General features: G+C 42.4%; 21 protein-coding genes. 13 read left to right on the top strand and 8 right to left on the bottom strand.

Annotated features, from left to right (window positions below; all coding sequences use genetic code 11):
* The 3 genes from SNE26_RS07420 to bioB all read left to right on the top strand — a co-directional run bounded on the left by SNE26_RS07420 (window position 1) and on the right by bioB (window position 3,283).
* On the top strand, window positions 1-615 hold the full coding sequence (locus tag SNE26_RS07420; protein ID WP_321558728.1) for a YigZ family protein: 615 nt from the start codon (window positions 1-3) through the stop codon (window positions 613-615).
* Window positions 616-707: 92 nt separating this feature from the next.
* Window positions 708-2,060 carry a magnesium transporter gene (mgtE, locus tag SNE26_RS07425; RefSeq protein ID WP_321558729.1) on the top strand — a complete coding sequence of 451 codons (1,353 nt, stop codon included), beginning with the start codon at window positions 708-710 and terminating at the stop codon, window positions 2,058-2,060.
* A gap of 218 nt (window positions 2,061-2,278) precedes the next feature.
* A complete protein-coding gene (gene bioB / locus SNE26_RS07430) occupies window positions 2,279-3,283 on the top strand; it encodes a biotin synthase BioB (RefSeq protein ID WP_321558730.1) in 1,005 nt (334 codons plus the stop codon).
* Window positions 3,284-3,375: 92 nt separating this feature from the next.
* Here the strand turns inward: bioB and SNE26_RS07435 are convergent, their stop codons facing one another.
* Entirely contained in the window at window positions 3,376-3,867 is a 492-nt protein-coding gene (locus SNE26_RS07435) for a YajQ family cyclic di-GMP-binding protein (protein ID WP_110583183.1), read from the bottom strand.
* A gap of 192 nt (window positions 3,868-4,059) precedes the next feature.
* On the opposite strand from SNE26_RS07435, the gene ppk1 reads away from it, so the two are divergent.
* From ppk1 to SNE26_RS07455, 4 genes are all read left to right on the top strand, one after another.
* Window positions 4,060-6,105 (top strand): polyphosphate kinase 1, encoded by a 2,046-nt coding sequence (ppk1, locus tag SNE26_RS07440; RefSeq protein ID WP_321558731.1) that lies wholly within the window; start codon window positions 4,060-4,062, stop codon window positions 6,103-6,105.
* Between the two features lie 2 nt (window positions 6,106-6,107).
* On the top strand, window positions 6,108-6,986 hold the full coding sequence (locus SNE26_RS07445) for an exopolyphosphatase (RefSeq protein WP_321558732.1): 879 nt from the start codon (window positions 6,108-6,110) through the stop codon (window positions 6,984-6,986).
* A 173-nt stretch (window positions 6,987-7,159) separates the two neighbouring features.
* Window positions 7,160-7,723: a UbiX family flavin prenyltransferase gene (locus SNE26_RS07450; RefSeq protein ID WP_321558733.1), complete on the top strand. Its 564-nt coding sequence runs from the start codon at window positions 7,160-7,162 to the stop codon at window positions 7,721-7,723.
* Between the two features lie 49 nt (window positions 7,724-7,772).
* Window positions 7,773-8,270, top strand: a complete 498-nt coding sequence (locus SNE26_RS07455; protein WP_321558734.1) for a DUF6265 family protein — start codon at window positions 7,773-7,775, stop codon at window positions 8,268-8,270.
* A 45-nt stretch (window positions 8,271-8,315) separates the two neighbouring features.
* Here SNE26_RS07455 and SNE26_RS07460 read toward each other — a convergent pair whose 3' ends face one another.
* On the bottom strand, window positions 8,316-9,815 hold the full coding sequence (locus SNE26_RS07460; RefSeq protein WP_321558735.1) for a malate:quinone oxidoreductase: 1,500 nt from the start codon (window positions 9,813-9,815) through the stop codon (window positions 8,316-8,318).
* Window positions 9,816-10,117: 302 nt separating this feature from the next.
* Between SNE26_RS07460 and SNE26_RS07465 the strand changes: the two genes are divergently transcribed.
* Window positions 10,118-10,648, top strand: coding sequence for a hypothetical protein (locus SNE26_RS07465; RefSeq protein WP_321558736.1), 531 nt, complete (start codon window positions 10,118-10,120; stop codon window positions 10,646-10,648).
* A gap of 22 nt (window positions 10,649-10,670) precedes the next feature.
* Here the strand turns inward: SNE26_RS07465 and SNE26_RS07470 are convergent, their stop codons facing one another.
* A complete protein-coding gene (locus SNE26_RS07470; protein WP_321558737.1) occupies window positions 10,671-14,975 on the bottom strand; it encodes a two-component regulator propeller domain-containing protein in 4,305 nt (1,434 codons plus the stop codon).
* 173 nt (window positions 14,976-15,148) lie between these two features.
* Here SNE26_RS07470 and SNE26_RS07475 point away from each other — a divergent pair, with 173 nt between their 5' ends.
* Window positions 15,149-15,361 (top strand): VF530 family DNA-binding protein, encoded by a 213-nt coding sequence (locus SNE26_RS07475; protein WP_091170888.1) that lies wholly within the window; start codon window positions 15,149-15,151, stop codon window positions 15,359-15,361.
* Window positions 15,362-15,486: 125 nt separating this feature from the next.
* Here SNE26_RS07475 and SNE26_RS07480 read toward each other — a convergent pair whose 3' ends face one another.
* The 4 genes from SNE26_RS07480 to SNE26_RS07495 form a co-directional block, all read right to left on the bottom strand.
* A complete protein-coding gene (locus tag SNE26_RS07480; RefSeq protein WP_321558738.1) occupies window positions 15,487-16,785 on the bottom strand; it encodes a DEAD/DEAH box helicase in 1,299 nt (432 codons plus the stop codon).
* A gap of 81 nt (window positions 16,786-16,866) precedes the next feature.
* Window positions 16,867-17,679, bottom strand: coding sequence for a tRNA pseudouridine synthase A (locus tag SNE26_RS07485; RefSeq protein WP_321558739.1), 813 nt, complete (start codon window positions 17,677-17,679; stop codon window positions 16,867-16,869).
* A gap of 93 nt (window positions 17,680-17,772) precedes the next feature.
* Window positions 17,773-17,997, bottom strand: a complete 225-nt coding sequence (locus SNE26_RS07490) for a CDGSH iron-sulfur domain-containing protein (RefSeq protein WP_110583172.1) — start codon at window positions 17,995-17,997, stop codon at window positions 17,773-17,775.
* Window positions 17,998-18,101: 104 nt separating this feature from the next.
* Complete coding sequence (locus tag SNE26_RS07495; protein ID WP_321558740.1) at window positions 18,102-18,293, bottom strand: hypothetical protein; 192 nt, start codon at window positions 18,291-18,293, stop codon at window positions 18,102-18,104.
* A gap of 184 nt (window positions 18,294-18,477) precedes the next feature.
* Between SNE26_RS07495 and SNE26_RS07500 the strand changes: the two genes are divergently transcribed.
* The 4 genes from SNE26_RS07500 (at window position 18,478) to SNE26_RS07515 (ending at window position 23,562) form a co-directional block, all read left to right on the top strand.
* Window positions 18,478-19,509, top strand: a complete 1,032-nt coding sequence (locus tag SNE26_RS07500) for an aldo/keto reductase (protein WP_321558741.1) — start codon at window positions 18,478-18,480, stop codon at window positions 19,507-19,509.
* Window positions 19,510-19,674: 165 nt separating this feature from the next.
* Window positions 19,675-20,493 (top strand): peptidoglycan-binding domain-containing protein, encoded by an 819-nt coding sequence (locus SNE26_RS07505; RefSeq protein WP_321558742.1) that lies wholly within the window; start codon window positions 19,675-19,677, stop codon window positions 20,491-20,493.
* Between the two features lie 265 nt (window positions 20,494-20,758).
* On the top strand, window positions 20,759-22,090 hold the full coding sequence (locus SNE26_RS07510) for a Gfo/Idh/MocA family oxidoreductase (protein WP_321558743.1): 1,332 nt from the start codon (window positions 20,759-20,761) through the stop codon (window positions 22,088-22,090).
* A 110-nt stretch (window positions 22,091-22,200) separates the two neighbouring features.
* A complete protein-coding gene (locus SNE26_RS07515; RefSeq protein WP_321558744.1) occupies window positions 22,201-23,562 on the top strand; it encodes a DUF1080 domain-containing protein in 1,362 nt (453 codons plus the stop codon).
* Between the two features lie 158 nt (window positions 23,563-23,720).
* Here SNE26_RS07515 and SNE26_RS07520 read toward each other — a convergent pair whose 3' ends face one another.
* On the bottom strand, window positions 23,721-24,749 hold the full coding sequence (locus tag SNE26_RS07520; RefSeq protein WP_321558745.1) for a GntR family transcriptional regulator: 1,029 nt from the start codon (window positions 24,747-24,749) through the stop codon (window positions 23,721-23,723).
* Window positions 24,750-24,753: the final 4 nt, after the last annotated feature.

Consider the following 24,753-nt stretch of genomic DNA (forward strand, 5'->3'; position numbering starts at 1 on the left):
ATGCTTTTTGACGATACTTATAAAACCATAGAAAATCCTGCCGAAGGTATTTTTCGCGACCGGGGCAGCAAGTTTCTGGCCTATGCTTATCCCATCAGTTCTGAAAACGATATCAAGGCTATTGTTACCCGGTTAAAATCCGAACATCCAAAAGCCAATCACCATTGCTGGGCTATGCGTTTAACCATCGACCGCTCGGTATTTCGGGTTAACGATGACGGGGAACCCTCAGGTACTGCCGGCAGACCGATCCTGAATACGCTTTTATCAAAAGACCTTACCAACCTGGTGATTGTGGTAGTCCGATATTTCGGAGGCACTTTATTAGGTGTTCCGGGTTTAATTAATGCTTATAAAGTAGCAACTGAAGAGGCATTAAACCAATCGGTTATCATTTCGAAAACAGTAAATGACGTTTACACTGTCTCGTTTGATTACCTGCAGATGAACGATGTAATGCGGATCATTAAGGAGGAGAACCTTCTCATACTTAACCAGCAATTTGACAACGATTGCAGTATCCAGCTTTCTATTCGTAAAACGCAGGTTGAGCAATCACTTTTTAAATTAAGCAAAGTAAGCGGTGCGAAGGTTAAGTATAACCATAGCATCTAATAGTTACCATCCTTTACTTTACCACTTTAGGCACTCTTTTTGTGCCCATTTAATTCCTTAATTGTGGTGTAATTGTCTTAATTTAGTCGGGTATGCAATCTTTTGATTTAGATAAAACCGACCTGCTCCGCATTAAAACAGCGCTCGAAGCCGATGATGCTGAGTTAGAGAATGTTCTGAAGGAATATCACGCCTCGGAGATTGCAATTCTATTTGAAAAACTTCAGCAGGAAGAAAAAGAAAGGATCATCAATATCCTCCCGGCCGATGTTGCTTCGGAAGTTTTATCCGAAATGGATGAAGAGCACGGCCCTGCCGAACTGCTTGTGAACCTCGATCCCGAAAAACGTACCGAGATAGTTGAGGAACTGGATTATGACGATGCTACCGATATCATTTCCCAGTTGGATGAAGAAGATCAGCAGGAGATATTAGAAGACCTCGATCATGAAGATGCCAGCAGCATCCGTGCGCTGATGACCTATGCCGAGGATACCGCCGGTGGTTTGATGAACTCCGAGATCATCAAGGTAAACATCAACATGGATAAAAAAGACGCGCTTGATGAGATCATCCGTCAATCTGAAGAGATGGAAGAGTTTTATACCATCTGCGTAGTTGATAATGACGATATACTGAAAGGGATCCTCTCCATTAAAACAGTTATCAAAGCCCGCGCCGATGCCCGCATCAGCGATTTAGTTACTACTGATTTTGTTTACGTAAAAGCCGAGCTCGATCAGGAAGAAGTAGCCCGCCTTATCAAGCAATATAACCTTACCAGTATCCCGGTTGTTGATGATCATATGAAACTGCTCGGTCGCGTTACAGTAGATGATATCATCGACGTAATGGAGGAGGAAAACACCGAGGACATCCTGAAGATCTCCGGTGTATCTGAAGATGAGGAACTGAGTGGTAACTGGCTGGAGGCTGTAAAAAGCCGTTTGCCGTGGTTAGTGATCAACCTGGGTACAGCCTTCCTTGCAGCATCTATTATCCGGACATTTGATTCGACAGTTGCTAAGCTTTCCATTATCTCTGCCTATATGACCATTATCGCAGGTATGGGCGGCAACGCGGCAACGCAGGCATTAGCGGTAACTGTAAGGCGTATTTCACTAAGCGATCTTTCCGACAAACAAGCTTATAATACGGTATTAAAAGAGTTTTTAGTAGGCCTGATCAACGGTGCAGCCAACGGGCTCATTGTTTTTATAGTAGCTTTCTTTTACGATGCCAACCCGCTGCTTGGCCTGGTGCTGTTCTTAGCCATGACAGGCAACCTGATCATAGCGGGCTTAACGGGCGCTTCCATTCCGTTAATATTAAAAAGGGTAGGGATTGACCCCGCTGTCGCATCATCCATTATCATAACCACTTTTACCGATTGTATTGGGTTTTTATTACCGCTTTGGCTGGCTACCAAGCTTTTGTTGAAGTAATATTTTCCAGTTGCCCGTGTCCTCATGGGCAACTTATATAAGCGGTTCGTGAGGACACAAACCGGGGGAAGGATAAACTGACAAATATTTAAAACCTTGTTATATAGTAAGTTTCTTTTTGAGAGCTGTCAAAATGTTATATTTATAAATAATCTTTGAATATTTGCGTGTTTACAATAACTTAATAACATTGTTGGGACGAATTTAATCTGAAACTGATGACTGAAGTTAGACACAACTGGACTAAAGAAGAAATTGCCGAAATATACCATACACCATTGCTTGACCTTGTATACAAGGCTGCTACAATCCACCGCGAGAATAAAGACTATGCAGAAGTGCAGATCAGTTCACTGATCTCGATAAAAACAGGCGGATGTTCTGAAGATTGTGCTTACTGCCCGCAGGCCGCCCGTTATAATACAGGCGTAAATGTACACGCCATAATGCCGAAAGATGAAGTTATCGCTGCTGCTGAGAAGGCAAAAGCCGGTGGCGCATCACGTTTATGTATGGGTGCGGCCTGGCGCGAGGTACGCGATAATCGCGATTTTGACAAGGTAATTGATATGGTGAAAGCTGTAAACAGCCTTGATATGGAAGTTTGCTGTACCCTTGGCATGCTTACCGAAAGTCAGGCGCAACGTTTGGCCGATGCCGGTTTGTACGCCTACAATCACAACCTCGATACATCTGAAGAAGATTACAAAAGGATTATCACTACCCGTACTTACGATGAACGCCTTAAAACGCTTGAACATGTACGTAAAGCTAAGATCACCGTGTGCAGCGGTGGTATCATAGGCCTGGGCGAAACTGTAGCCGACAGGGTATCAATGCTGAAAACATTGTCAAACCTGCCCAAACACCCCGAATCGGTGCCAATTAATGCCCTGGTGCCAGTTGAAGGAACCCCTTTAGCTGATCAGCCCCGTGTTTCTGTTTGGGATATGGTTAGGATGGTGGCCACAACAAGGATCATTATGCCTAAAACCGTGGTTCGTTTATCTGCAGGCCGTACCGAGATGAGCACTGTTGAACAGGCTTTTTGTTTTATGGCCGGTGCTAACTCTATTTTTGCAGGCGAAAAGCTGCTTACCACACCAAACCCGTCATTTGATACCGATATGGCTATGTTTGAATTGTTGGGTTTATCGCCGCGTAAGGCCTTCAAAAATGGCCGCCCTAATGAAGTTAATAAAGAAGTTGAGGTAGCAGGCTAACACTGCTTTGAGATAAAAACAGAAGAAGCCGGGCATTGCGCTGCGGCTTCTTCTGTTTTAATGGGATTTCTTAAATTCTTACCCGGAACTAATTAATCCCTCATGTTAATGTATTGCAATGGCTGGCCAAAATCCTCGGCACGGCAAAGACTGATAACAGCTTGCAGATCGTCAATCTTTTTTCCTTGCACCCGCACCTGGTCGTCCATGATTGAGGCTTGCACTTTAAGGCCGCTATCTTTAATTTTCTTTACTATCTTTTTAGCAGCTTCCTTATCTATACCTTCCCTGATCTTGATTTCCTTGCGGATCATGTTGCCCGATGCATATTGCTCTTTGCCAAAATCCAGCGCTTTGGGATCAAGATGTTGTTTAACCATCCGGCTTATAATACTGTCCTGTATGGCTTTAAGGCGCATATCGTTTTCGGTAACAATAGTTACTTCGTTGGTCTTTTTGTCCAGGTCGATAGTGCTTTTTGAATCGTTAAAATCATAACGGTTCAGGATCTCTTTTTTAGCGGTATTTATCGCGTTATCAAGCGTTTGGCCGTCTATCTTACTAACTATATCAAATGTTGGCATAAGTAGTGTGTTGGTTATAAATGTTTTGCAAAACTAATGTATTGTTAACATACAGCGCAATATTGCAACAAATTGTTTAATTTCTGCAATAAATAATGATGAACGAAAACAGGTAATTCCTCATGAGTTAATATTAAGTTAACAAATAAATAAGCAGATTTGTAACATCTGGCTGTAAAGCGAGAAATTTTTATGGATAAACAGGTTCCCTTAATTAACAGAGAAATAAGCTGGCTATATTTTAACGATAGGGTTTTGCAGGAAGCGGCCGACCCAACCGTCCCCCTCATTGACAGGATTCGTTTTTTAGCGATATTTTCATCCAACCTGGATGAATTTTACAGGGTAAGGGTTGCCACACTAAGCCGTTTAGCCGCACTTAACGAAAAATCAAAAGAAATACTTGGTTATAACCCTAAAAAAGTCCTTAACCAGATCAAGAATATTGTAGTAAGGCAGGAACGTAAGTTTAACAACCTGTACGAAAACATCATTGTTAAGCAGCTGGCCGAAGAAAAGATCTTTATCCTGAATGATAAGCAGCTTAACGTTACCCGCGGTACCTTCGTGAAAAACTATTTCAGGGAGAAGTTGCTGGCTACACTGGTGCCAATCATGCTTAATGATACCCTACCGCTGCCAGAGCTTAGGGACAGGGCCATTTACTTTTTTGTAAAGCTTACCACCAATAAAAAAACAAGGTTTGCCCTCATCGAGTTCCCGGATAACCTTTCACGCTTTGTTAAACTGCCCGATACCAATAACCTGAAGTTTATTATCCTGCTTGATGATATTATCAGGTATAGTTTGGAAGATATATTTTTCATCTTTGAACATGATAGTATCGAAGCTTACTCCATTCAGCTCACCCGCGACGCGGAGCTTGACCTGGATAAAGAAGTGAGTGAAAAATTTGTCGACTCACTGGCCAAGAGCCTTCAAAAGCGCAAAAAAGGTAAACCGATGCGTTTGCTGTATGATTCAGACATGCCCATGGACATGCTGAAATACCTGGTAAATAAAATGGGCCTGCATGGTGAAAGCCTGATCCCCGGTAACAGGTACCATAATTTTAAAAACTTCATTTCGTTCCCTAATGTTGGCGGGCCGGAGTTGGAATACAGCAAATATGTGCCTTTGCCTGTCGCCGATCTTTCTTTTGGAAAAAGCCTTATCGAACTTATCGCCAAAAAAGATTACCTGGTAAGTACGCCCTATCAATCATACGATTATGTGATCCACTTTTTGCGCGAGGCTGCTATAGACCCTAAGGTAAAAGAGATCAGCATCGCTGTATATCGTTTGGCCGAAAACTCAAGAGTGATCCACGCTTTGATCAATGCTGCCAAAAACGGTAAAAAGGTAAACTGCCTTGTAGAGTTAAGGGCGCGTTTTGACGAACAGAACAATATTCACTGGAGCAACAGGCTTGAAGAGGAAGGGGTAACGGTACTGTACGGTGTGCCCGGCTATAAAGTACACTCAAAAATATGTTTGGTTAGCCGTACCGAAAAAGGTAAGCTGGCTTATTACGCCTGTCTTTCAACCGGGAACTTTAATGAGAAAACAGCGCAGATCTACGCCGATCACACTCTGTTTACAGCCAACAAGAGAATTACCGATGACCTGGTGAATGTTTTTAAAGCCATTAACAGGGGATTATTACCCAAAGGCCTTAAAAGCCTGATCGTATCGCCAGTTGATTCGAGGCCTGCCATTTACAGGCTGATTGACAACGAGATTAAAAATGCAAAAGCAGGCAAACAGGCATACATGATCCTGAAGATGAACAGCCTTGCTGATGAGGACCTCATTAACAAGTTATACCAGGCCAGCAATGCCGGCGTGAAAATCAAGATGATTATCAGGGGTATGTGCTGTTTAATTGCAGGAGTGAAGGGCTACAGCGAAAATATCGAGGTGATCAGCATTGTAGATAAATATCTTGAGCATGCCCGGGTGCATATTTATTGCAATGGCGGCAAGGAGCTCATCTACCTTACATCGGCCGATTTTATGACCAGGAATATTGATAACCGTGTTGAAGTTGGCTTCCCTATTTATGATGAAAAGCTGCAGCAGGAGGTAAGGGACATTATCGATATACAGCTTGAGGATAATACCAAAGCCCGCGAGATCAACAGCCAGAATACCAACAAATATCACAAAACAAACTCGCCCGAAAGCCACAGGGCGCAAATTGAAATATATAATTATTTAAAAAATAAAACAAAATAACATTGAGATACGCCGCCATTGATATAGGTTCAAACGCCGTGAGGCTGTTAATTGCCGACATAATTCAAAACACCGGATCGGTGTCGTTCAAAAAAAATACATTGATCCGTGTTCCGTTGCGTTTGGGTGATGATGCTTTTATACAGCAGCATATATCTGAGAAGAAAACTACAGAGCTGGTTAAATCAATGGTTGCTTTCCGCAACCTGATGGATGTATATAAGGTTACCGATTATTTAGCCTGTGCAACGTCGGCCATGCGCGAAGCCAAAAACGGGGAAGATGTTGTGAAGCTGATCAAGGATGAGGCCAACATTGATATTGAGATTGTACATGGATCGAAAGAAGCCAGTATCATTTATGCCAGTCATGCCGAGCAAAACATCGATAAAAGCAAAAACTACCTTTATATTGATGTGGGCGGCGGCAGTACAGAACTTTCGCTGTTTTCGGCAGGAGAGCTGATCGTTTCGCGTTCATTTAACATTGGCACTATCCGCATTCTGGATAACCAGGACACTGAAGAAACCTGGAATGAAATGAAGGATTTTGTGCGCGACAATACCCGTAATTTTAAGCAATTATCAGGCATAGGTACCGGCGGTAATATCAATAAACTGTTCAGGCTATCCGAAGAAAAAGAAGATATGCCCTTAACCTTTACTAAACTAAGATCCTTATATACTTACCTGAGCTCGTTTTCATTAAAAGACAGGATCAATGTGCTTGGCCTTAATCAAGACAGGGCGGATGTTATTATCCCCGCATGTGAAATTTACCTTACCTTAATGAAGAACGCCAACATCAAAAACATCTATGTGCCAAGGGTAGGTATGGTTGACGGAATTATCCAAACTTTAATAGAGAAAAATCTTCAATAAACAGGTTAAAATTATTTTAACAAATTGTTTAATAATTTAAAAAGTGTTACTATATTTGTAGTGCCCTCTCAAGGGCATGTTTTTCATAGGTAGATGTAGGGTCGGGTACAAGTTATTCGACCCTTTTTTGTGCCCCTAACTTTTTGTGTGTTCGGGTTGTTGAAGGAGTAATTATGAAGAAAAAGATAGTTGTTGCTATTACGGGCGCCAGTGGTTCAATATATGCCAGTCTGCTGCTAAAAAAACTAACCCAATTACAGGATCAGATTGCCGAAGTAGGTGTTGTAATGTCAGACAACGCCAAAGATGTTTGGAAATTTGAGCTCGATAATGAAGAATACACCCGGCTTCCCTTTAAATTTTATGCTAAAAACGATTTTATGGCGCCCTTTGCCTCGGGCTCGGCAAAGTTTGATACTATGGTAATTGTACCGTGCTCCATGGGTACGCTTGGCCGTATAGCAGGAGGGATTTCCGACGACCTGATCACCCGTGCTGCCGATGTGATCCTTAAAGAACGCCGTAAGCTGGTATTAGTGGCCCGTGATACCCCGCTCAACCTGATCCATATCCGTAACATGGCGGCAGTTACGGAAGCAGGCGGCATCATCTGCCCAGCAATCCCTTCATATTATAGCAAACCCCAAACTATAGAAGAGTTGGCTATGACTGTAGTAAACCGGGTGATTGATTTGATAGGGCTGGAAAGCAAAAGTTATGAGTGGAAGGGAATCTGAGTCCCACATAACTAACTTTTAGGTGCTGAATTATTGCTAAATTCATATCATGAATTTTAAATGCCTTCTCACCGCAATCATCAGCTTTGTTTTAATATTTGGCAACAGCCGTGCACAAGTAACTGAAGCTAAAGTTAGCCAACTGGCTTTTATGGCCGGTACATGGACGCAAAAACATGCATGGGGTGATATGGAAGAATTTTGGGGCGAGCCGATGGGCGATAGCATGATCAGCAGCTTCAGGGTGGTTAAGGATGGTAAAGCCGTATTTTATGAGTTTGTAGTTATTGAAGAACAAAACCAGGTGCCGGTTTTTAAGATGCGCCATTTTAACCGTGGCAGCATCGGCTGGGAAGATAAAGACAAGCCTCTTTTATTTTACCTGGTCGGCATCGGAAAAAATAAAGCGGATTTTGAGCTAAAGGATAAATCTGTTCATATCACTTACCAGTTAATAGCACCCGATAAATTGGATGTGATCCTTATTGAAAAGGATAAAAAAGGTCATTTGCAAAAGGATTCATTTAACTATACCCGAAAGAAGTAATTTCTTAGGTTACCCTACGCCAGTTAACCTGCCATTAAGCAGCCTTTAAACCAATCCCAACACCTTGCTTGTCCTCGCCCTGGTCTCATCACTCAGAGTTTCGTTATTGGCCAATGACTCACCATATGAAGGGATCATCTGCTTGAATTTTTGCTGCCAGGCATCTGTTTTGACATGGTTTTTAAAACAGCGTTCAATAAGCTGGATCATAATAGGCACCGAAGTTGATGCACCGGGTGAGGCGCCTAACAAGGCAGAGATACTGCCATCGGCAGAAGTTACTACCTCTGTTCCGAATTCAAGTACACCGGTGTGCTTGGCATCCTTTTTTATAACCTGTACACGCTGACCGGCTATGTCCAAATCCCATTCTTCGGCTTTGGCTGTTGGCATGTAATCTTTAAGGGCATTAAGCCTGTCGGCAGGTGATTGTAATACCTGCGAGATAAGATATTTGGTTAAAGGCCAGTTATCGCGCCCTACAGCAAGCAGGGGAAGGATATTGTTTAGTTTAATAGATCCAAAAAGATCAAGCAGCGACCCTTTTTTCAGGAAGCGGGTTGAAAAGCCTGCATAAGGGCCAAACAATAAAGCTCGTTTACCATCAATCATACGGGTATCCAGGTGAGGCACCGACATTGGCGGCGAACCTACTGATGCTTTACCATAAACTTTTGCTTCGTGCTGTTTCACCACATCCGGGTTGTTACACACCAGCCACTGGCCGCTCACAGGGAAGCCGCCAAAGCCTTTACTTTCAGGGATGCCCGATTTTTGCAGCAGGGGCAAGGCACCACCACCGGCGCCAACAAAAACAAATTTGGCGTTCAGTTTTCTTTTATTGCCTGTGTTTTTATCTTTTACAGTAATTTTCCAGGTACTGTCGGCATTGCGTTTAATATCCCTTACATCATGGTTAAGGCTTATGTTTACGCCTCCTTTTTGTTTAAGCTCGTCTATAAGCGCACTGGTAAGGCTGCCGAAATTTACATCCGTACCGATATCCATAAACGTTGCCGATACTTTTTCATTAGGGTCGCGGCCTTCCATCACCAGCGGGATCCATTTCTTTATTTGAGCTTTTTCCTCCGAGTATTCCATCCCTTTAAAAAAGTGATGTTTGGTAAGGGCCTGCTGGCGTTTTTTTAGATATTCAACATTTTCTTCGCCCCAAACAAAGCTCATGTGCGGCACTTTACGAATAAAACTTTGTGGATTATTCAAAAGCCCCTGCTCAATAAGGTAAGCCCAAAACTCTTTACTGGTTTCAAACTGTTCGGCAATTTTAATGGCTTTTTTAATTTCAATGCTACCGTCAGGAAGCTGGGGAGTGTAATTTAACTCACAAAACGCTGAGTGACCGGTACCTGCGTTGTTCATCGGGGCCGAACTTTCGGCAGCGATGACATCCAGGCGTTCAAAAATTTCAATCGTCAGATCGGGCTGCAGCTCTTTCAGCATTACACCAAGGGTGGCGCTCATAATACCTGCACCAATTAAAACCACATCAACCGTTAAATTTGAACCTGTACCGCTATTAGTCATTTTATTATGATATCCTGCATAAGCTGCAGTGTTATTTATAACAAGGTAAACCCCGTTTTTGAAAAATTGTTATGATGGTTTAAGTCCTGCCGTTAATTAACCGGGCGGGGCAAAATAAATCAGGCAATTTTAAGAAATTTTTATAGAAAAACTGTCCTTAACCTGTCCGATAAATGCAATAAAATCTATGTTTAAATTGTTTAAACTCAATTTATAGATTAATACTGCATTTGGTATATCAAAACACAGTAACACAAAACAGTTAAAATGATGTATATAAGTTAAGAGCTAATTTATAAACCATGATTCTGTTTAAACCATGTATTTGTTTTTGCGCTTTGGCAATGACCGTATTTGCCTGCAAACAAAACAAACCCAGGCCCGTATCAAATGATATTTCAAAAACAACAGTTACCATAGCCGGTAAAAAAGATAGCGTGATCAACAATCCGCACAAAAAATATGGCGAGGCAACTGTGGGCGATCCATGTGTAAAATGTTTGCTGGCAGTTATTCAGGATAGCAAAAGCTATAAAGAAAACACCAATGGCATTTCGCAGCGAAATATAAATTATACTATTAACTGGGTAAAAGCGTCGGCCCCTGCATTAACGCCCGATACAAGTAATAAAACCAATGGTATAAGGGTTGATGTAAAGAAAGATGAAGACGGTGAGGACACGCATTTATGCTCATATATTTATAACAATACCAGCGGTACCATGTACCTGCTCAACAGTCAAAATAAATATCAGCATGAAATATCAAGCATAACACCTGCAATTCTTAAAAAAATCCGCAATAGTTGTTACTGGGGTGTGGCATCACAATAATTAGCTTGTTGCTTTCCAGCAGCTAAACATATTTACCCTTTACATTTTTGGTCATTTTATAAGCGCCCTTTAAAACGTTGATCAATGCTTCGGTTTTCATTGGCTTGGCAATATAATCGTCCATGCCTTCACTTATGCACATATCCCTGTCGTCGGGACCGGCATTCGCGGTCATAGCAATGATAAAGGGTTGTTTAAAAGCATACTGGCGAATATGGCGGGTTGCCTCAAAGCCATCCATCTCAGGCATCTGCACATCCATAAAAATCACATCGAACGTTGGATTAGCCTTTAACTTATCAAGCGTTTGGTGTCCGTTATGGGCCAGTTCAAAATTATAGCCCAGCTTCTCCAACATACGGCTAATGAGCTTTTGATTAACCGTATTATCCTCGGCCACAAGTATACTAAGGGGATTTTCCTTCGCAAAATTCACATCAAGCAGTTTATCCGGCTTTGCTTCAGGGGCCGGCGCCTGTGTTTTTCCCTGGAACTCGGCCTGTAAGCTTTTACCCAATTGCGATTGTTTTACCGGCTTGGTTAAAATAGTTGAAAACAGGCCCGGATATTTTTTCTTTGACCCATCACCTATGGAGCTCAGCATAATTACCGGCAGTTCTTTATAATTGCTTTTGATTTCCCGGGCCAATCCCACACCATCCATTTCAGGCATTTCCATATCGGTTATAACCAGGTTAAACCCATTGTTGGCAGTAAGGATCTCAAGAGCCTGCCTGCCCGAGGCAGCCGCCACCGTTTGGATCCCCCATTGTTCAAGTTGTGTTTGGAGGATAAACCTGTTTGTTTTATTATCATCAATGATAAGCACCTTTTTGCCATCAAGCTCTTCTGCATTAAAAATAATAGGTACATGTTTCGACTGTTTGTTGCTGATAGTTGTTTTTATGGTGAATACAAAAACAGAGCCTTCTCCATAAACACTTTCAGCCCAGATTTCACCCCCCATTAAGTTTACCAGGCGCTGGCTAATCACAAGTCCAAGACCAGTGCCTCCGTATTTGCGCGTGGTAGATGAATCAACCTGCGAAAAAGCGTTAAACAAGGTTGTCAGTTTATCTTCCGGAATCCCGATACCGGTATCCATCACACTAAAACCAATCTCAATTTCTTTATCGCCAATGTTTTTAGATAAAAATACTTTAATAAATACTTCGCCGCGCTCGGTAAACTTGAGCGCATTACCCGTTAAATTGGTAAGCACCTGTTTTAACCTCAGGCTATCGCCAATAATCTGCCGGGGCAGGGCAGGATCGATCTGGTAAACCAGCTCCAGTTCACGTTTGGCTGCATTTTGCGAAAAGATATCCATCACCTCCTCAATACACTGGCGCAGGTCAAAATCTTCCTGCTCCATCTCCATTTTTCCTGATTCGATTTTGGAGAAATCAAGGATATCGTTGATCACATTTACCAAACTATCACCACATGAAATAATGGTATCCGTATAATCGCGCTGCTCGGCATTCAGTTCAGTTTCGCCCAGGAGAGAGGCCATGCCAATAACACCGTTCATTGGGGTCCTGATCTCATGGCTCATTGTGGCTAAAAATATGCTTTTAGCCTGGTTGGCTTTATCAGCTTCTTCCCGGGCCTCGCGTTCCTGTTCTTTTTGTAGCTGCAGCTCTTCCGACTGGGAAAGCAGCTCTTCGTTCAAAGCTTGTAACTCTTCTGATTGATTTTGAAGTTCGATATTTAAGGTTTGCAGATTTTCGGACTGGGCCTTCAGTTCTTCCGATTGTTGCATAACCTCGGCAGTACGTTCGCTAACCTGCTTTTCAAGCAGGTTCTTTTGTTTCACTATGGCATTTACTTTATATCGATAAAATGCATAAATGGCCGTTACAATCAGTAAAATCAGCAGACTGATAAACCACCAGGTGAGCCAGAATGGCGGTAATACAGTGACATTCAGACTTACCTGCCGGATAGACCATTTTCCATCGGCACTGCGGCTTTTTACCCTGAATATATAGTTACCCGCCGATAGGTTGGTATAAGTGGCCGTATTTTTATTGCCTACATAATTCCATGTTTTATCAAAGCCTTCGAGCAAATAAGCATACGATTCTTTATTGCTCAGGGCAAAGTCCATCGATACATATTCAAACGATATAACTGATTGATCATGTGTTAAGGTTATCGATTTTGTTTCGGAAATATCTTCCTTCAGGGGTGAAGGATCATCGCTGTTTTGTGCTACGCGGATAGATTTGTTGTAAATCTGAAAATCGGTAAGCACCAGCGGAGGGTTATATATGTTTTCACGGATATTTTCGGGATTGAACATGTTAAACCCGTTAACACCGCCAAAGTACATGGTGCCATCATGGCTTTTTACAGCAGAGTGAGGTTTAAACTCGTCGGCCTGTAAACCATCCTCAATGGTAAAATTCTTAAATTTGTTAGTTTTAGGGTTGTATTTGGAAATGCCTTTATTGGTACTGATCCATAAATTACCGCTGTTATCTTCTTCAACCGCATAAATGTAATTATTGGGGAGGCCATCTTTTACTTTAAAGTTTGTAACCTTACCGGTAGCAGGGTTTAAACGATAAAGCCCGCCATAAGTGCAGATCCAGATATTACCCAGGTGGTCTTCAAAAAGATCGAGCGCGGTGTTATTGCCCACCGCGCTGTTCAGTTTTTCGTATTGTACCGGCTTAAATGAATCAGTTGCAGCATCATAAAGGTTTACGCCTCCATCATTAGTGCCTACCCAAAGGTTACCTTTTGAGTCGCCAAGCAGCGAGTTGATGTTATCGCTGCTTATGCTCCCCGGCTTATTGGCATTATGGCGGTAATGAATGAATTTATTGGTTTTAGGGTCGAACAAATCAAGCCCTGTTCCGAGGGTACCAAACCACAGTTTTCCATTAAGTGTTTTGGCTATGGCGTAAATATTATTACCGCTTATACTTGTACTGTCATCCGGGTTATGTTTAAATGACCTGAACCTGCGGGTTTGCGGGTTCATCATGCTAACCCCATCGCCCCAGGTGCCAATCCAAAGGTTATTTTTGGCATCTTCCTGTATAGCCAAAACATAGTTACCGCAAATACCGGCATCGTCATTCTTGTTGTTTTTATAAACCTTAAATTCGCCCTTTTCCGGGTCGAAAAGATTAAGGCCGCCGCCATCGGTGCCTTGCCAGATGTTGTTATTTTTGTCTTCGTAAATACTTAGTACAAAGTTGTTTGATAAACTATTTGGCTGTGCGCTGTGCTGGTAGTGTATGAAATTTTCGCTTGTTTTTTTATAAAAGTTAAGTCCTGAGGCAAACGCGGCGATCCATATATTCCCACTCTTATCTTTCAGGATCACATCAACTGAGTTATTGGCGATGCTGCTGTTATCTACATCATCCTCAAAGTGGTTGTTAAACTTACCTTCGGCATAATTAAAAATACTTAAGCCGCCATTTTCCGTACCTATCCACAAGTTGTGATTACTGTCTTCGGCCAGGCATTGTACCGTGTTGTACGAAAGGGAATTATTACTGTGTGGATCATTCTTATAATGAGTAAAAGCTTGGGTTGCCGGATTAAACAAGTTAAGGCCCCCATCACTCACGCCAACCCATAAACGATGATCGCTATCTTCCAAAATAACATTGATCCTGTTGGCTGACAGAGAAGAAGAGATGCTTTCATCATGAACAAAGCGGGTAAAATTATTGCTTTGAGGCTTATAAAGATTTAATCCGCCATAGGTTGTACCCACCCATAACTTATTTTGGCTGTCTACATAAACTGTGCGGACATTGTTATCGCTTAAACTGGCTGCATCGGCCGCATTATACCGGTAATGGGTAAACTTTTTTTTCGCAATATTAAACTGATCAAGGCCTTCTTTTTGATTCGAGATCCACAGGTTGCCGCTTTTATCAAGTGCTATCTTAACTAAGATATCGCTCGCTATTGAATTGGCGTTGTTTCGATTATGGCGATAATGGATAAAACGATCAAATTTGCGATCGTACATGTTTAAACCGCCACCGCTGGTCGAGATCCACAGGTTTCCGTTTTTGTCCTCAAGTACATCCTGAACAAAGCTGTTGCTGATACTGTTAGTATCGTTGACGATGTTTTTAAAAACTTTGAATTTGTTACCGTCATAACGGTTAAGACCGTCGCGCGTGCCCACCCATATAAAGCCACGGCTATCCTGCATAATGCAATTGACGTTTAGTTCAGAAAGCCCCTCCCGGCTGCCGATATGCTGAAAATGAATGGGGCGGTTTTGTGAGAACACGCATAACGAAATAGCTTGCAACAATAAAACAAGATAACACTTATAGCTATTCATTAAAATATTTTTGGGCAAATTGAAGAAGTGGTTTAATCGTGCATGATTGGCTGCATTAAATTTAATAAAATTTACCGTTTATTAAATATCAGCTAATATCATTTAGTATTTAAACGGGAGGGCAACAAATTTTGTTATACTATTTTAACAAAACAAACATTTACTTTTGCCATATGCAGCAACAGCCCAACAACCCCTTACACGGCAAAACCCTTGAGATGATCCTTAATGAACTGGTAGCTCACTTTGGCTGGAAAGAACTGGGCACACGGATCAGGATTAATTGTTTTAACGATGACCCAAGTATTAAATCAAGCCTCAAGTTTTTAAGGAAAACAGACTGGGCAAGGAAAAAAGTGGAAGAGTTGTATTTGGAGATAGTGTGATGGTTATAAAAAATGTCATGTTGAACTTGTTTCAACACCTCACGCGCTAAGCAACCACACTGAGTAAATCGGCTTCCTGGTTTATGGGGTGCCAAAACAAATTCTGAATGACATGGGAGATATTACTACCCGTGCTTTTTCTTCTTATTCATTTTAGCCTTAGTACTGGCACTTAAATTATAAGTTTTAGCATTTGATGCTTTTTTTTCGTGGAAAGCTTCGCCAACACCTGCGGGTTTAACATCTTCCTTAGTATCCGCTTTTTTAGGCTTCGACTCGGTTACGATCACCAGATCATCCGGCAGCTCGGCTACAGGAATTTTATTCCCTATCATCTGCTCAATCTTTTTCACCTGGCTTAACTCAATATCAGTAGCAAAGGTCATTGCCAGCGTTTCGTCGTTATTGCCGGGGTTATGGTTTACTACGCGGCTAATAAACAGTTCATTATCTGCAGGCAAATCAAAATGGATCAGGAAGGGGATACCGCTCAGGTTAAGGTTTTCGTCATTTTCGTTAGTCACGATCAGGATCCTTGCACCTGCTTCTGCTTTAAACTCTTCAATGGTTTTGAACCCTTTTGTGTCGAAAAATTTGGGGTTCAGGTATGCCACACCTGTACGTAAACGGCTTTTGAGGCTTTGAAAAAGCTTTTCGGCAGTTGTTTGGGTGTTTACGAATACAACTGTTTTGGTAAACAGCTCTTCATCGTACATAAACAAATTAAGCAAGTTTAGCTTGGTGCCGAAGTTTGGTACGTTATATAAAAGCTGTTCGTGGGTTTCGATAGCTATTTCGCTTAATTCATCAACCTCAATTACAGTGGGTTGCCTCATAAACGGATCAAGCATTTTTTCGAGCTTGGCGTGCATCACCTCAGTAAACACGAGGTGTTGGCCTTTGTCAATACTGTTAGCCAGTTCAACAACCGGTAATTGCAAGCCTTTCTTTACTATCTGGTCGGCATCGTCAACCACCAGTAAATCAACTTTATTTAAATTTAAGGCCAGTTTAAGGTAGATAGCCCTTGCCCTGTCAGGAGTGGCTACAACAATGTCGGCACCATCGGCAAGCTCATCCATCTGGCTTTCGAAGCCAGGCGCAACGTATAAGCCAACTATACGGATAGATTTATTTTTGTTAAGCCGGTCAAACTGTTCCATAACAGCAAACACTTGTTCTTTTTCGGGCACAAGCACCAATACACGCGGAACACCTTCGGGGGCATAGTTAAAGCGGTTTAATACGCCTAATACATAAGTGGTGGTTTTCCCGCTGCCCTCGGGGCCAATGGCAATAATATCCTGCCCGCCAATTATTCGGTTGATGGTTTTAAGCTGAAGCTCTTTAGGGTTTGCAAAACCGGCTTCGTTTACCGAACGCAACAATTGTTTATTAAGCTTCAATTTATCAGACCACGCCATCAGGATACTATTAAAAATTAAAATGAGGGTGCAAAAGTACCAAATTAACGCGTCATTTTTTTAAAAATCAGCAGATAAACGTTATAAAGGATGCCAGTCTGTACTGTTGAGCAGTGAAAATGCCGACCGCGGTTCAAGATCAAGATAGCGATAAGTTACTTTTGAAAGGTATAAACCCTGAGGGTGAGCCGGGATAATGATTTTGGGCGTTTGTTTGCTGGCGATATAAAACTCAAATTCATCTGTGCTCATCTGCCCTTTGCCAATTTCAAGCAGGCGTCCAACAGTGATCCTGATCATCCTATATAAAAAGCGGTTGGCGGTAATGTTAAACCTTAGCTTATCACCTTTGCTATCAATGTAAAGCCCTGCAGATTTTACGTGACAAATAGTATGCTCAACCTTGTCGGGCGTTTTGGATAAGGCGCGGAAGTCAGTGTAGTTAGGAAGGATTGAAACGGCTTTTTTCATTGCATCCAGGTCAAGATCCTGATCCGGATAAAGTGAACTGAAGTTACTAAGAAACGGGTCTTTATAATTATGGATAAAATAATCATAGGTACGGATCACGCCATCAAAACGGGCATGCGGATCTCCCTGCATCGGGATAATATCAAACACAGCTATATCATCAGGGAGCAGTTTATTAAGGCGAAACAACAGATCGAAATCTAAATTATCAGGAATATCGGCGTGAAAAAAATACTGACTTGCATGCACTTTGGCATCTGTACGACCGCAACCGTTAATGGCGACAGGTTGTTTCAGGATTTTGGAGAGGGCCGTTTCAATTACTTCCTGCACGGTAATTGCCTTCGAGAGTTTTTGCCAGCCCGAATACCTTACACCGTGATAGCCTATATGAAAAAAGTGCCGCCTTATTGTTTTAAGCATAGTTTTCAAAAATGCAGATTATTTTAAAATCCTGTACAAAACAAAAGCCCAATGTAATTAAACACCGGGCTTTATGTATATTAAAACAATTGTTTACACTTTTTTTGGCGGAAGATCAAATGCGATAGCGTTATGTTCAAAATGGCCTTTGTGCGAACCATCACAAAATGGCTTGTTTGCCGATAAACCACAACGGCAAATAGAAAGTACCGTACGGCCCTGTAAACCGTAAGCGTTGCCCTGCATATCAACTATTTCAAAATCGCCTTCTATTTTAACCGAACCGTTATTATTAATGGTAAGTTTAGTTTTCTCCATGTGTTAAATTTTGGCCAAAGTTAAAACTTGATAAGCCGCCAAAATTGTTTATTTGTTATTTAGAAGTGTTCCTGATTGGACGAAACAACGGGGGGGGGATTAATTTAGTTGAATGACTGGTTAAACGCTACAAGCACCTGCAAAAACACCTCTCTGTCTAAGGCAAAGGAAGAAGGCTGCTCGGGTTTTACAGCTTTTCCGTTTTTTATTTTAAGCGGGAATAAGGCAATAAAATCGCGAATGCTGATCTCATACCTTAGCATAGGGTCGCGGCGATGGATTTCTTCCAGCCTCATCTCAAAAAGGGAAACGCTTAGCGGATCTGCAATCATTACCCAAAACTAAGATTTGTTTACTGCTCTGCAAGGAAACATTAGCTATAAATGACAAACTTATGATGTGTAAAAATCCCTGCCAGTAACCATTCCGCATAAATTTGCGATACAGGCTGAGGCCTTTACTTTATAAAAACATCAAACTATGGAATACAGACAATTAGGCGCATCCGGCTTAAGGGTGCCGGTGTTAAGTTTTGGCACTGCTACATTTGGCGGTGGCAATGAATTTTTTAAGGCATGGGGCAATACCCAGGTTGATGAAGCAAAAAAGCTTGTTAATATTTGCCTTGATGCAGGTGTTAACTTATTTGATACCGCGAACGTTTATTCGCGTGGTATTTCTGAAGAAATATTAGGTAAAGCCCTGGAAGGCATCCGTAATGAAGTGCTGATCTCAACCAAAGCCACTTTTACAATGGGAGAGGGCGTTAATGATTTTGGTTCGTCGCGCTATCACCTGATTAAATCGGCCGAAGACAGTCTTCGCCGTTTAAATACCGACCGGATTGATATCTATCACATGCACGGCTTTGATGCCAGTACCCCGGTGGAAGAAACATTAAGAGCTTTGGACGACCTGGTTGCCAGCGGTAAAGTGCGTTACATTGCCTGCTCCAATTTTTCGGGCTGGCATTTAATGAAATCGCTTTCGGTATCTGAAAGGTATGGCTGGAGCCGTTATATTGCGCACCAGGCATATTATTCCCTGCTCAACCGCGAGTTTGAATGGGAACTGATGCCTTTAGGTATCGATCAAAAAGTAAGCACTATTGTTTGGAGCCCCCTGTCATCCGGCCAGCTAAGCGGAAAATTCAGAAGAGGAGAGCCAATCCCCGAAAACTCAAGGACGGTGCAGGGCGGTGCCCACGGCCCGGCCACAAATTTTGATCATTTATATAATATTGTTGATGCGCTTGACGAAGTTGCCGAAGAAACAGGTAAATCTGTGGCACAGGTTGCATTGAACTGGTTACTGCAAAGGCCTACGGTTGCCAACCTCGTAGTTGGGGCACGTAACGAAGAACAGCTTAAGCAAAACCTCGGCGCCATAGGGTGGAATTTGACGGTTGAACAGGTTAAGAAACTGGATGCCGCCAGCGAGGTAGACCCCATATACCCATATTGGCACCAGCGCCAGAACTTAAAGCTGGTACCGCTGCCAATACAATATTAAAAAGCATTAACAGGAAAGCTTACGTAGTTTTACGTAAGCTTTCCTGTTAAATCCCGTAACAGTACGCTGTTATAGTTGTAATGATTGCTTTAGCTTTGCTTTTGAAGGTAATGCGATATCTGTTATTACGGTATCTAAACCTTATCACTATTAAACCTTTCCTTTATGATCAAAAAACAATACCTCAAAGAAATAGCTATATCGGCTACCCAACAAAAAGGCAGTGCCTCAAACAATCAAAAAGAAGTAAGTAAAATTCAAAGCTGGCTTAATCTGTATGCGGTTACCAACCCTTCGGCAGGTACAGCAACAGGCATTGACGGCAGCTTTGGCCCGGGCACCGAAACAGCAGTTAAAAATTTCCAGAAGGCAAAAAACCTGTCGCAAACCGGCATTGTTGACAGCAGCGTTTTCGGCCAGCTATGCCAGCCCATGATAAACGCATTTAAAAGCCCCGTAGCAGGTACCGGCTTAAGGGAATTGGTTGTTAATACGGCCATTCAGCATTTAAGTAACGCACCATTTGAACTTACTGTTAAGGGGCAAAGTAATTGCGGTCCCTGGGTGCGGGCTTATATGGATAATAATGAAGGAACAGAGTGGTTTTGGTGTATGGGGTTTGTACAAACCATCATTGATCAGGCCGCAAGCCAATTAGGAAAAGATTTTCGTACTCTTATGCCGCTAACCTACAGCTGTGATACTGTAGGAGCTACCGGCATTAATAAAGGCTTGTTAAGCCGTGTTGCAACAGTAAGGGCCAATCCTGCTGTAGTAAGGCCCGGCGACATTTTCCTGGTTCAGAAAACACCAAACGACTGGGTACATACCGGTATTGTTATTGGCGTACATGGCGACTTATTTGATACCATTGAAGGAAATACCAATACCGATGGAAGCAGCAACGGCAACGGCGTATACAAACGTGTACGTAATTTTCAAACTTCAAAGCTCGATGTATTTTCGATACAACCTCTTGTTTAAAGCATGTCCTGCAAATTAATACTCCCGGAGCCCCTTTACAGGGGCTTTCTGCTTTAAAAAAGTTAAAAGCTCAAGGCTGAAAGCCTAATGCTGATTTTTCGCTTTGAGCCTTCAGCTTTCCGCTTTAAGCTCGATTAAGTAACAGTTAAATTACAATTGCTTCATAAAAAAATGACCGGATAGCTTTAGCCCTTTCCAAAACTTAGCTAATTTGCGGGGCAGTCCGCCGGGGCGTGCTTATCAACCCAATTAACCTGTTTTGAACATGATCAACCGTAGAAAGTTTATTCAATCCACTGCCGTAGCTGGTACAAGTTTCCTGCTTGCACCTCAACTATCAAAAGCGTCCGGATTTTTTAAAGGATCGCCCAACGAAAAAGTGGTATTAGGGATGATGGGCACTAACAGCCGCGGGCTATATCTTGCCCAAAGTTTTGCCAAATTACCCAATGTGGAGATCGGTTATATCTGCGATGTTGACTCAAACGTGGTTGCTAAAACGATTGATGCCATTTACAAACAAACAGGCAAAAAGCCACAGGGCTTAACGGATATCCGCAAAATGCTGGAGATAAAGGATCTTGATGCGGTAGTGGTTGCCCCACCAGATCACTGGCATGCCCCTGCAACTATCATGGCCTGTCAGGCCGGTAAACATGTGTATGTAGAAAAGCCTTGCAGTCATAATCCGCACGAGGGGGAAATGGCGGTTGAAGCAGCAAATAAGTATAAACGATTGGTGCAAATGGGCAGTCAGCGCCGCTCATTCTCTAATGTGCAGGCTATGGTGAAGGAATTACATGATGGGGTAATCGGTCGTACTTATTACGCTAAAGGCTGGTATACCAATCATCGCTTAAGCATTGGTAAAGGCAAACAGGTTCCTGTACCTGCCAATTTAAATTATGATTTGTGGCAGGGCCCGGCGCCAAGAAGGCCTTACCAGGATAACCTGATCCATTATAACTGGCACTGGTTTTGGAACTGGGGAACAGGTGAAGCGCTGAACAACGGTACACATGAGCTGGACGTGATCCGCTGGGGCCTTGGTGCCGACTATCCGAACAAGGTAGTATCAACAGGCGGACGCTTCCATTTTAATGATGACTGGCAAACGCCGGATACACAAAATATCCTTTATAATTTCCCTAACAATACCGCTGCCGAATGGGAGTGCCGCAGCTGTAATGGTTTCGAGATCGAAAAATTAAGCAGGGGGGTAGTATTTTATGGAGATAAAGGAACCCTGTTTTATGATAGCGGCAACAGCTATCGTGTTTACGATGGTGACAACAAGCTGGTAAAGGAAGTTAAGGATGATACCAAAGTGGACGGCACCAACAAGGTAAGCCCAACAGAAGCGCTGGATGGCTTCCACATGAAAAACTTTACGGATTCGATAAGGGGAACTGATAAACTGAACTGCCCGATTGAGATCGGCTTCAAGTCAACCCTGTTACCGCAATTGGGTAATATATCATACCGCGTTGACCGCGTATTGCATATCGATCCTGATAATGGTCATATTTTAAATGATCCCGAAGCTCAAAAGCTTTGGAGCAGGGAGTATGAAAAGGGTTGGGAGGTGAAGGTGTAAGCCTCACCCAATCCTCTCCAGAGGAGAGGGCTTTAAAAGCTCTTAAGTCTCCTCTTCTGTGAGAAATTAGAGGGGCTCGTTTAGTTTAATCAAACAAGAAAATATCAAATATGAAAAAAATAATCTACCCTGCTATTATGCTTTTGGCGTCAACGGCATTCGGGCCTGTAAGTGCGCAAACCAAACTGTTTGATGGTAAAACCCTTAAAGGCTGGAAAAAACTTGCCGGTAATGCCGATTATAAAATAGAAGACGGAGCCATAGTAGGCACCACTGTACTCAACTCGGGCAATTCATTTTTAGTTACCGAAAAGGAATACGGTAATTTTATATTAGAGCTGGATGCAAAAATTGAAAGTGAGTTGAGCAATTCGGGCGTTCAAACCCGCAGCCATTATGACCCGGCAGGTAATAAGGGTAAAGGAAAAGTTTATGGCAGGCAATTTGAAATAGATCCATCATCGCGCAAATGGACTGGTGGTATTTATGACGAAGGCCGTCGCGACTGGCTATATCCGCTTGACCTGAACCCAAAGGCCAAAGACGCATTTAAAGTAGGCGAATACAATCACATCAGGATAGAATGTATCGGCAACGAAATGAAAACCTGGATAAACGGTGTACCTGCCAGTGATGTGGTAGATACTATCGACACCAAAGGTTTTATAGCTTTACAAGTACATGCCGTAAGCGAAGAAAAGCAAGCCGGTAAAAAGGTGTACTTTAAAAACCTGAACCTGCAAACCAATAATTTAAAACCCAAGCCGTTTCCAAAGGATGTTTATGTGGTTAACCTTACCCCAAACAGCATAACTGCTGCTGAAAAAGCAAACGGCTGGAAATTACTATACGATGGCAAAACCAATACAGGCTGGCGCGGTGCAACCCTCAAAGGTTTTCCTGAAAAAGGCTGGGAATATGCTAACGGTACCATGCACGTGCTGCCATCTGCCGGACAGGAAGAATCTGGCGGCGGTGATATCGTGACCAATGATAATTACAGCGCTTTTGACCTGTCGTTTGAATTTAAACTTACGCCGGGTGCCAATAGCGGTGTTAAGTATTTTGTCACCCTGTCTGAAGTTACTAAAGGGTCGGCTATTGGCCTGGAGTACCAGGTACTTGATGATAAACTGCATCCCGATGCCAAATTAGGCCGTGATGGCGACCGTACTTTAGCTTCATTATATGACCTTATCAAGGCCAATAAACAAGAACGTTTTGTACATCCGATAGGAGCCTGGAATACCGGCCGTGTGGTGGTATATCCAAACAACCATGTTGAGCATTACTTAAACGGCGTAAAAGTGCTGGAATACGAACGCGGTTCAAAAGCCTTCCGCGACCTGGTAGCCATTAGCAAGTACACCATCTGGAAAAATTTCGGCGAAGCTGCAGAAGGGCATTTGTTATTGCAGGATCATGGCAATGAAGTGTTTTTCAGAAGTATCAAGCTTAGGGAGTTGAAATAAAATAATCTTCTATTGTAGAAACCAGATTTAAGAAGCTTTAAACCTTCGTAAGCTGGTTTCTACATTGTCTTCACCTCAAGAGGCGCTGCATGATTTTTCTGGAAGTTTAGTTTCTACCACTATCGTTCCCCCTTCAGGGGGGTTAGGGGGCATGGGCTCTACAATGAACTCCTCAACCTCACTGTAAACGGAACCGCGAAATGTTCATGACAGTTGTTCAATGCAAACTCGGCAGTTTTGCTGCCCATCAATTTAAAATCGGTTGATATGGTGGTGATGCCGTCAAGAATGATCTCTTTTAGCGCTGTTTCATTGTAGGAAATCACGCCTACATCTTTAGCTACTTTTAAATCGGAAGCGATGATCTTTTTAATGAGATCAACCAGGTCATCCTCGGTTAGACTGATATATACCGTATTTTTCTGGATAGTTTCTGTCGATAGTGTTTCAACAATATCATACTCAAAAGCATACTGCCTGCAAAAATTCAGGAAGCCCTTCATGATCTCTTTAGAGTGATAGGTTTTGCCGGGGAAAATCAGCTTAAGCGTATGATATTTACTGAGGTTATCCAGCATGCTCTTCAGCGCCTCGTAAACATCCGTAGCAAAGTTTTCATATATCGCTGCAAATTTACCGTTTACACCAGGTACCATGTTATCCAGTAAAATCAGCTTGTCTTTAGGTATGGTATTGATGATCTCATGAGCTTTGGTTTCATTATCCAAAAAATGCGGGATAATGATGTATTTGGCATAATCGCTCTGGATACTTTCGGCAATGATCTTTTTAAAAAAGTAAAAATCGTTGTTGTAAATATAAAAGTCTATAGCAGCCTGCTCGCCGATAGTAGCTACAAAGGCATCATAAATGATCTTCTTATGTGCGCTGAGTTTGTTGAATAACAGGAAAATCTTAAGCGGCTTCTGAAAATCGGTATTGGAAATAAAAAAACCTTTTCCCGGAACGGAACTCACTATGCCTTTCTCCTTCAGTTCCTTATAAACGCGTTCAATGGTATTGCGTGAAGTATCCAGTGCATAGCTCAGATCATTGATGGAGGGGAGCATATCATCCTTTACAATCTGCCCGCTTTCAATGGCCCTGATAATGGCGTTGGACAGCTGCAGGTACTTAGGCGTAATGGAGTATTCGTCGATTGACAGGATCTTTAAATAATTCTTCACAACA

Source organism: Mucilaginibacter sp. cycad4, assembly GCF_034263275.1.
GTDB lineage: Bacteria > Bacteroidota > Bacteroidia > Sphingobacteriales > Sphingobacteriaceae > Mucilaginibacter.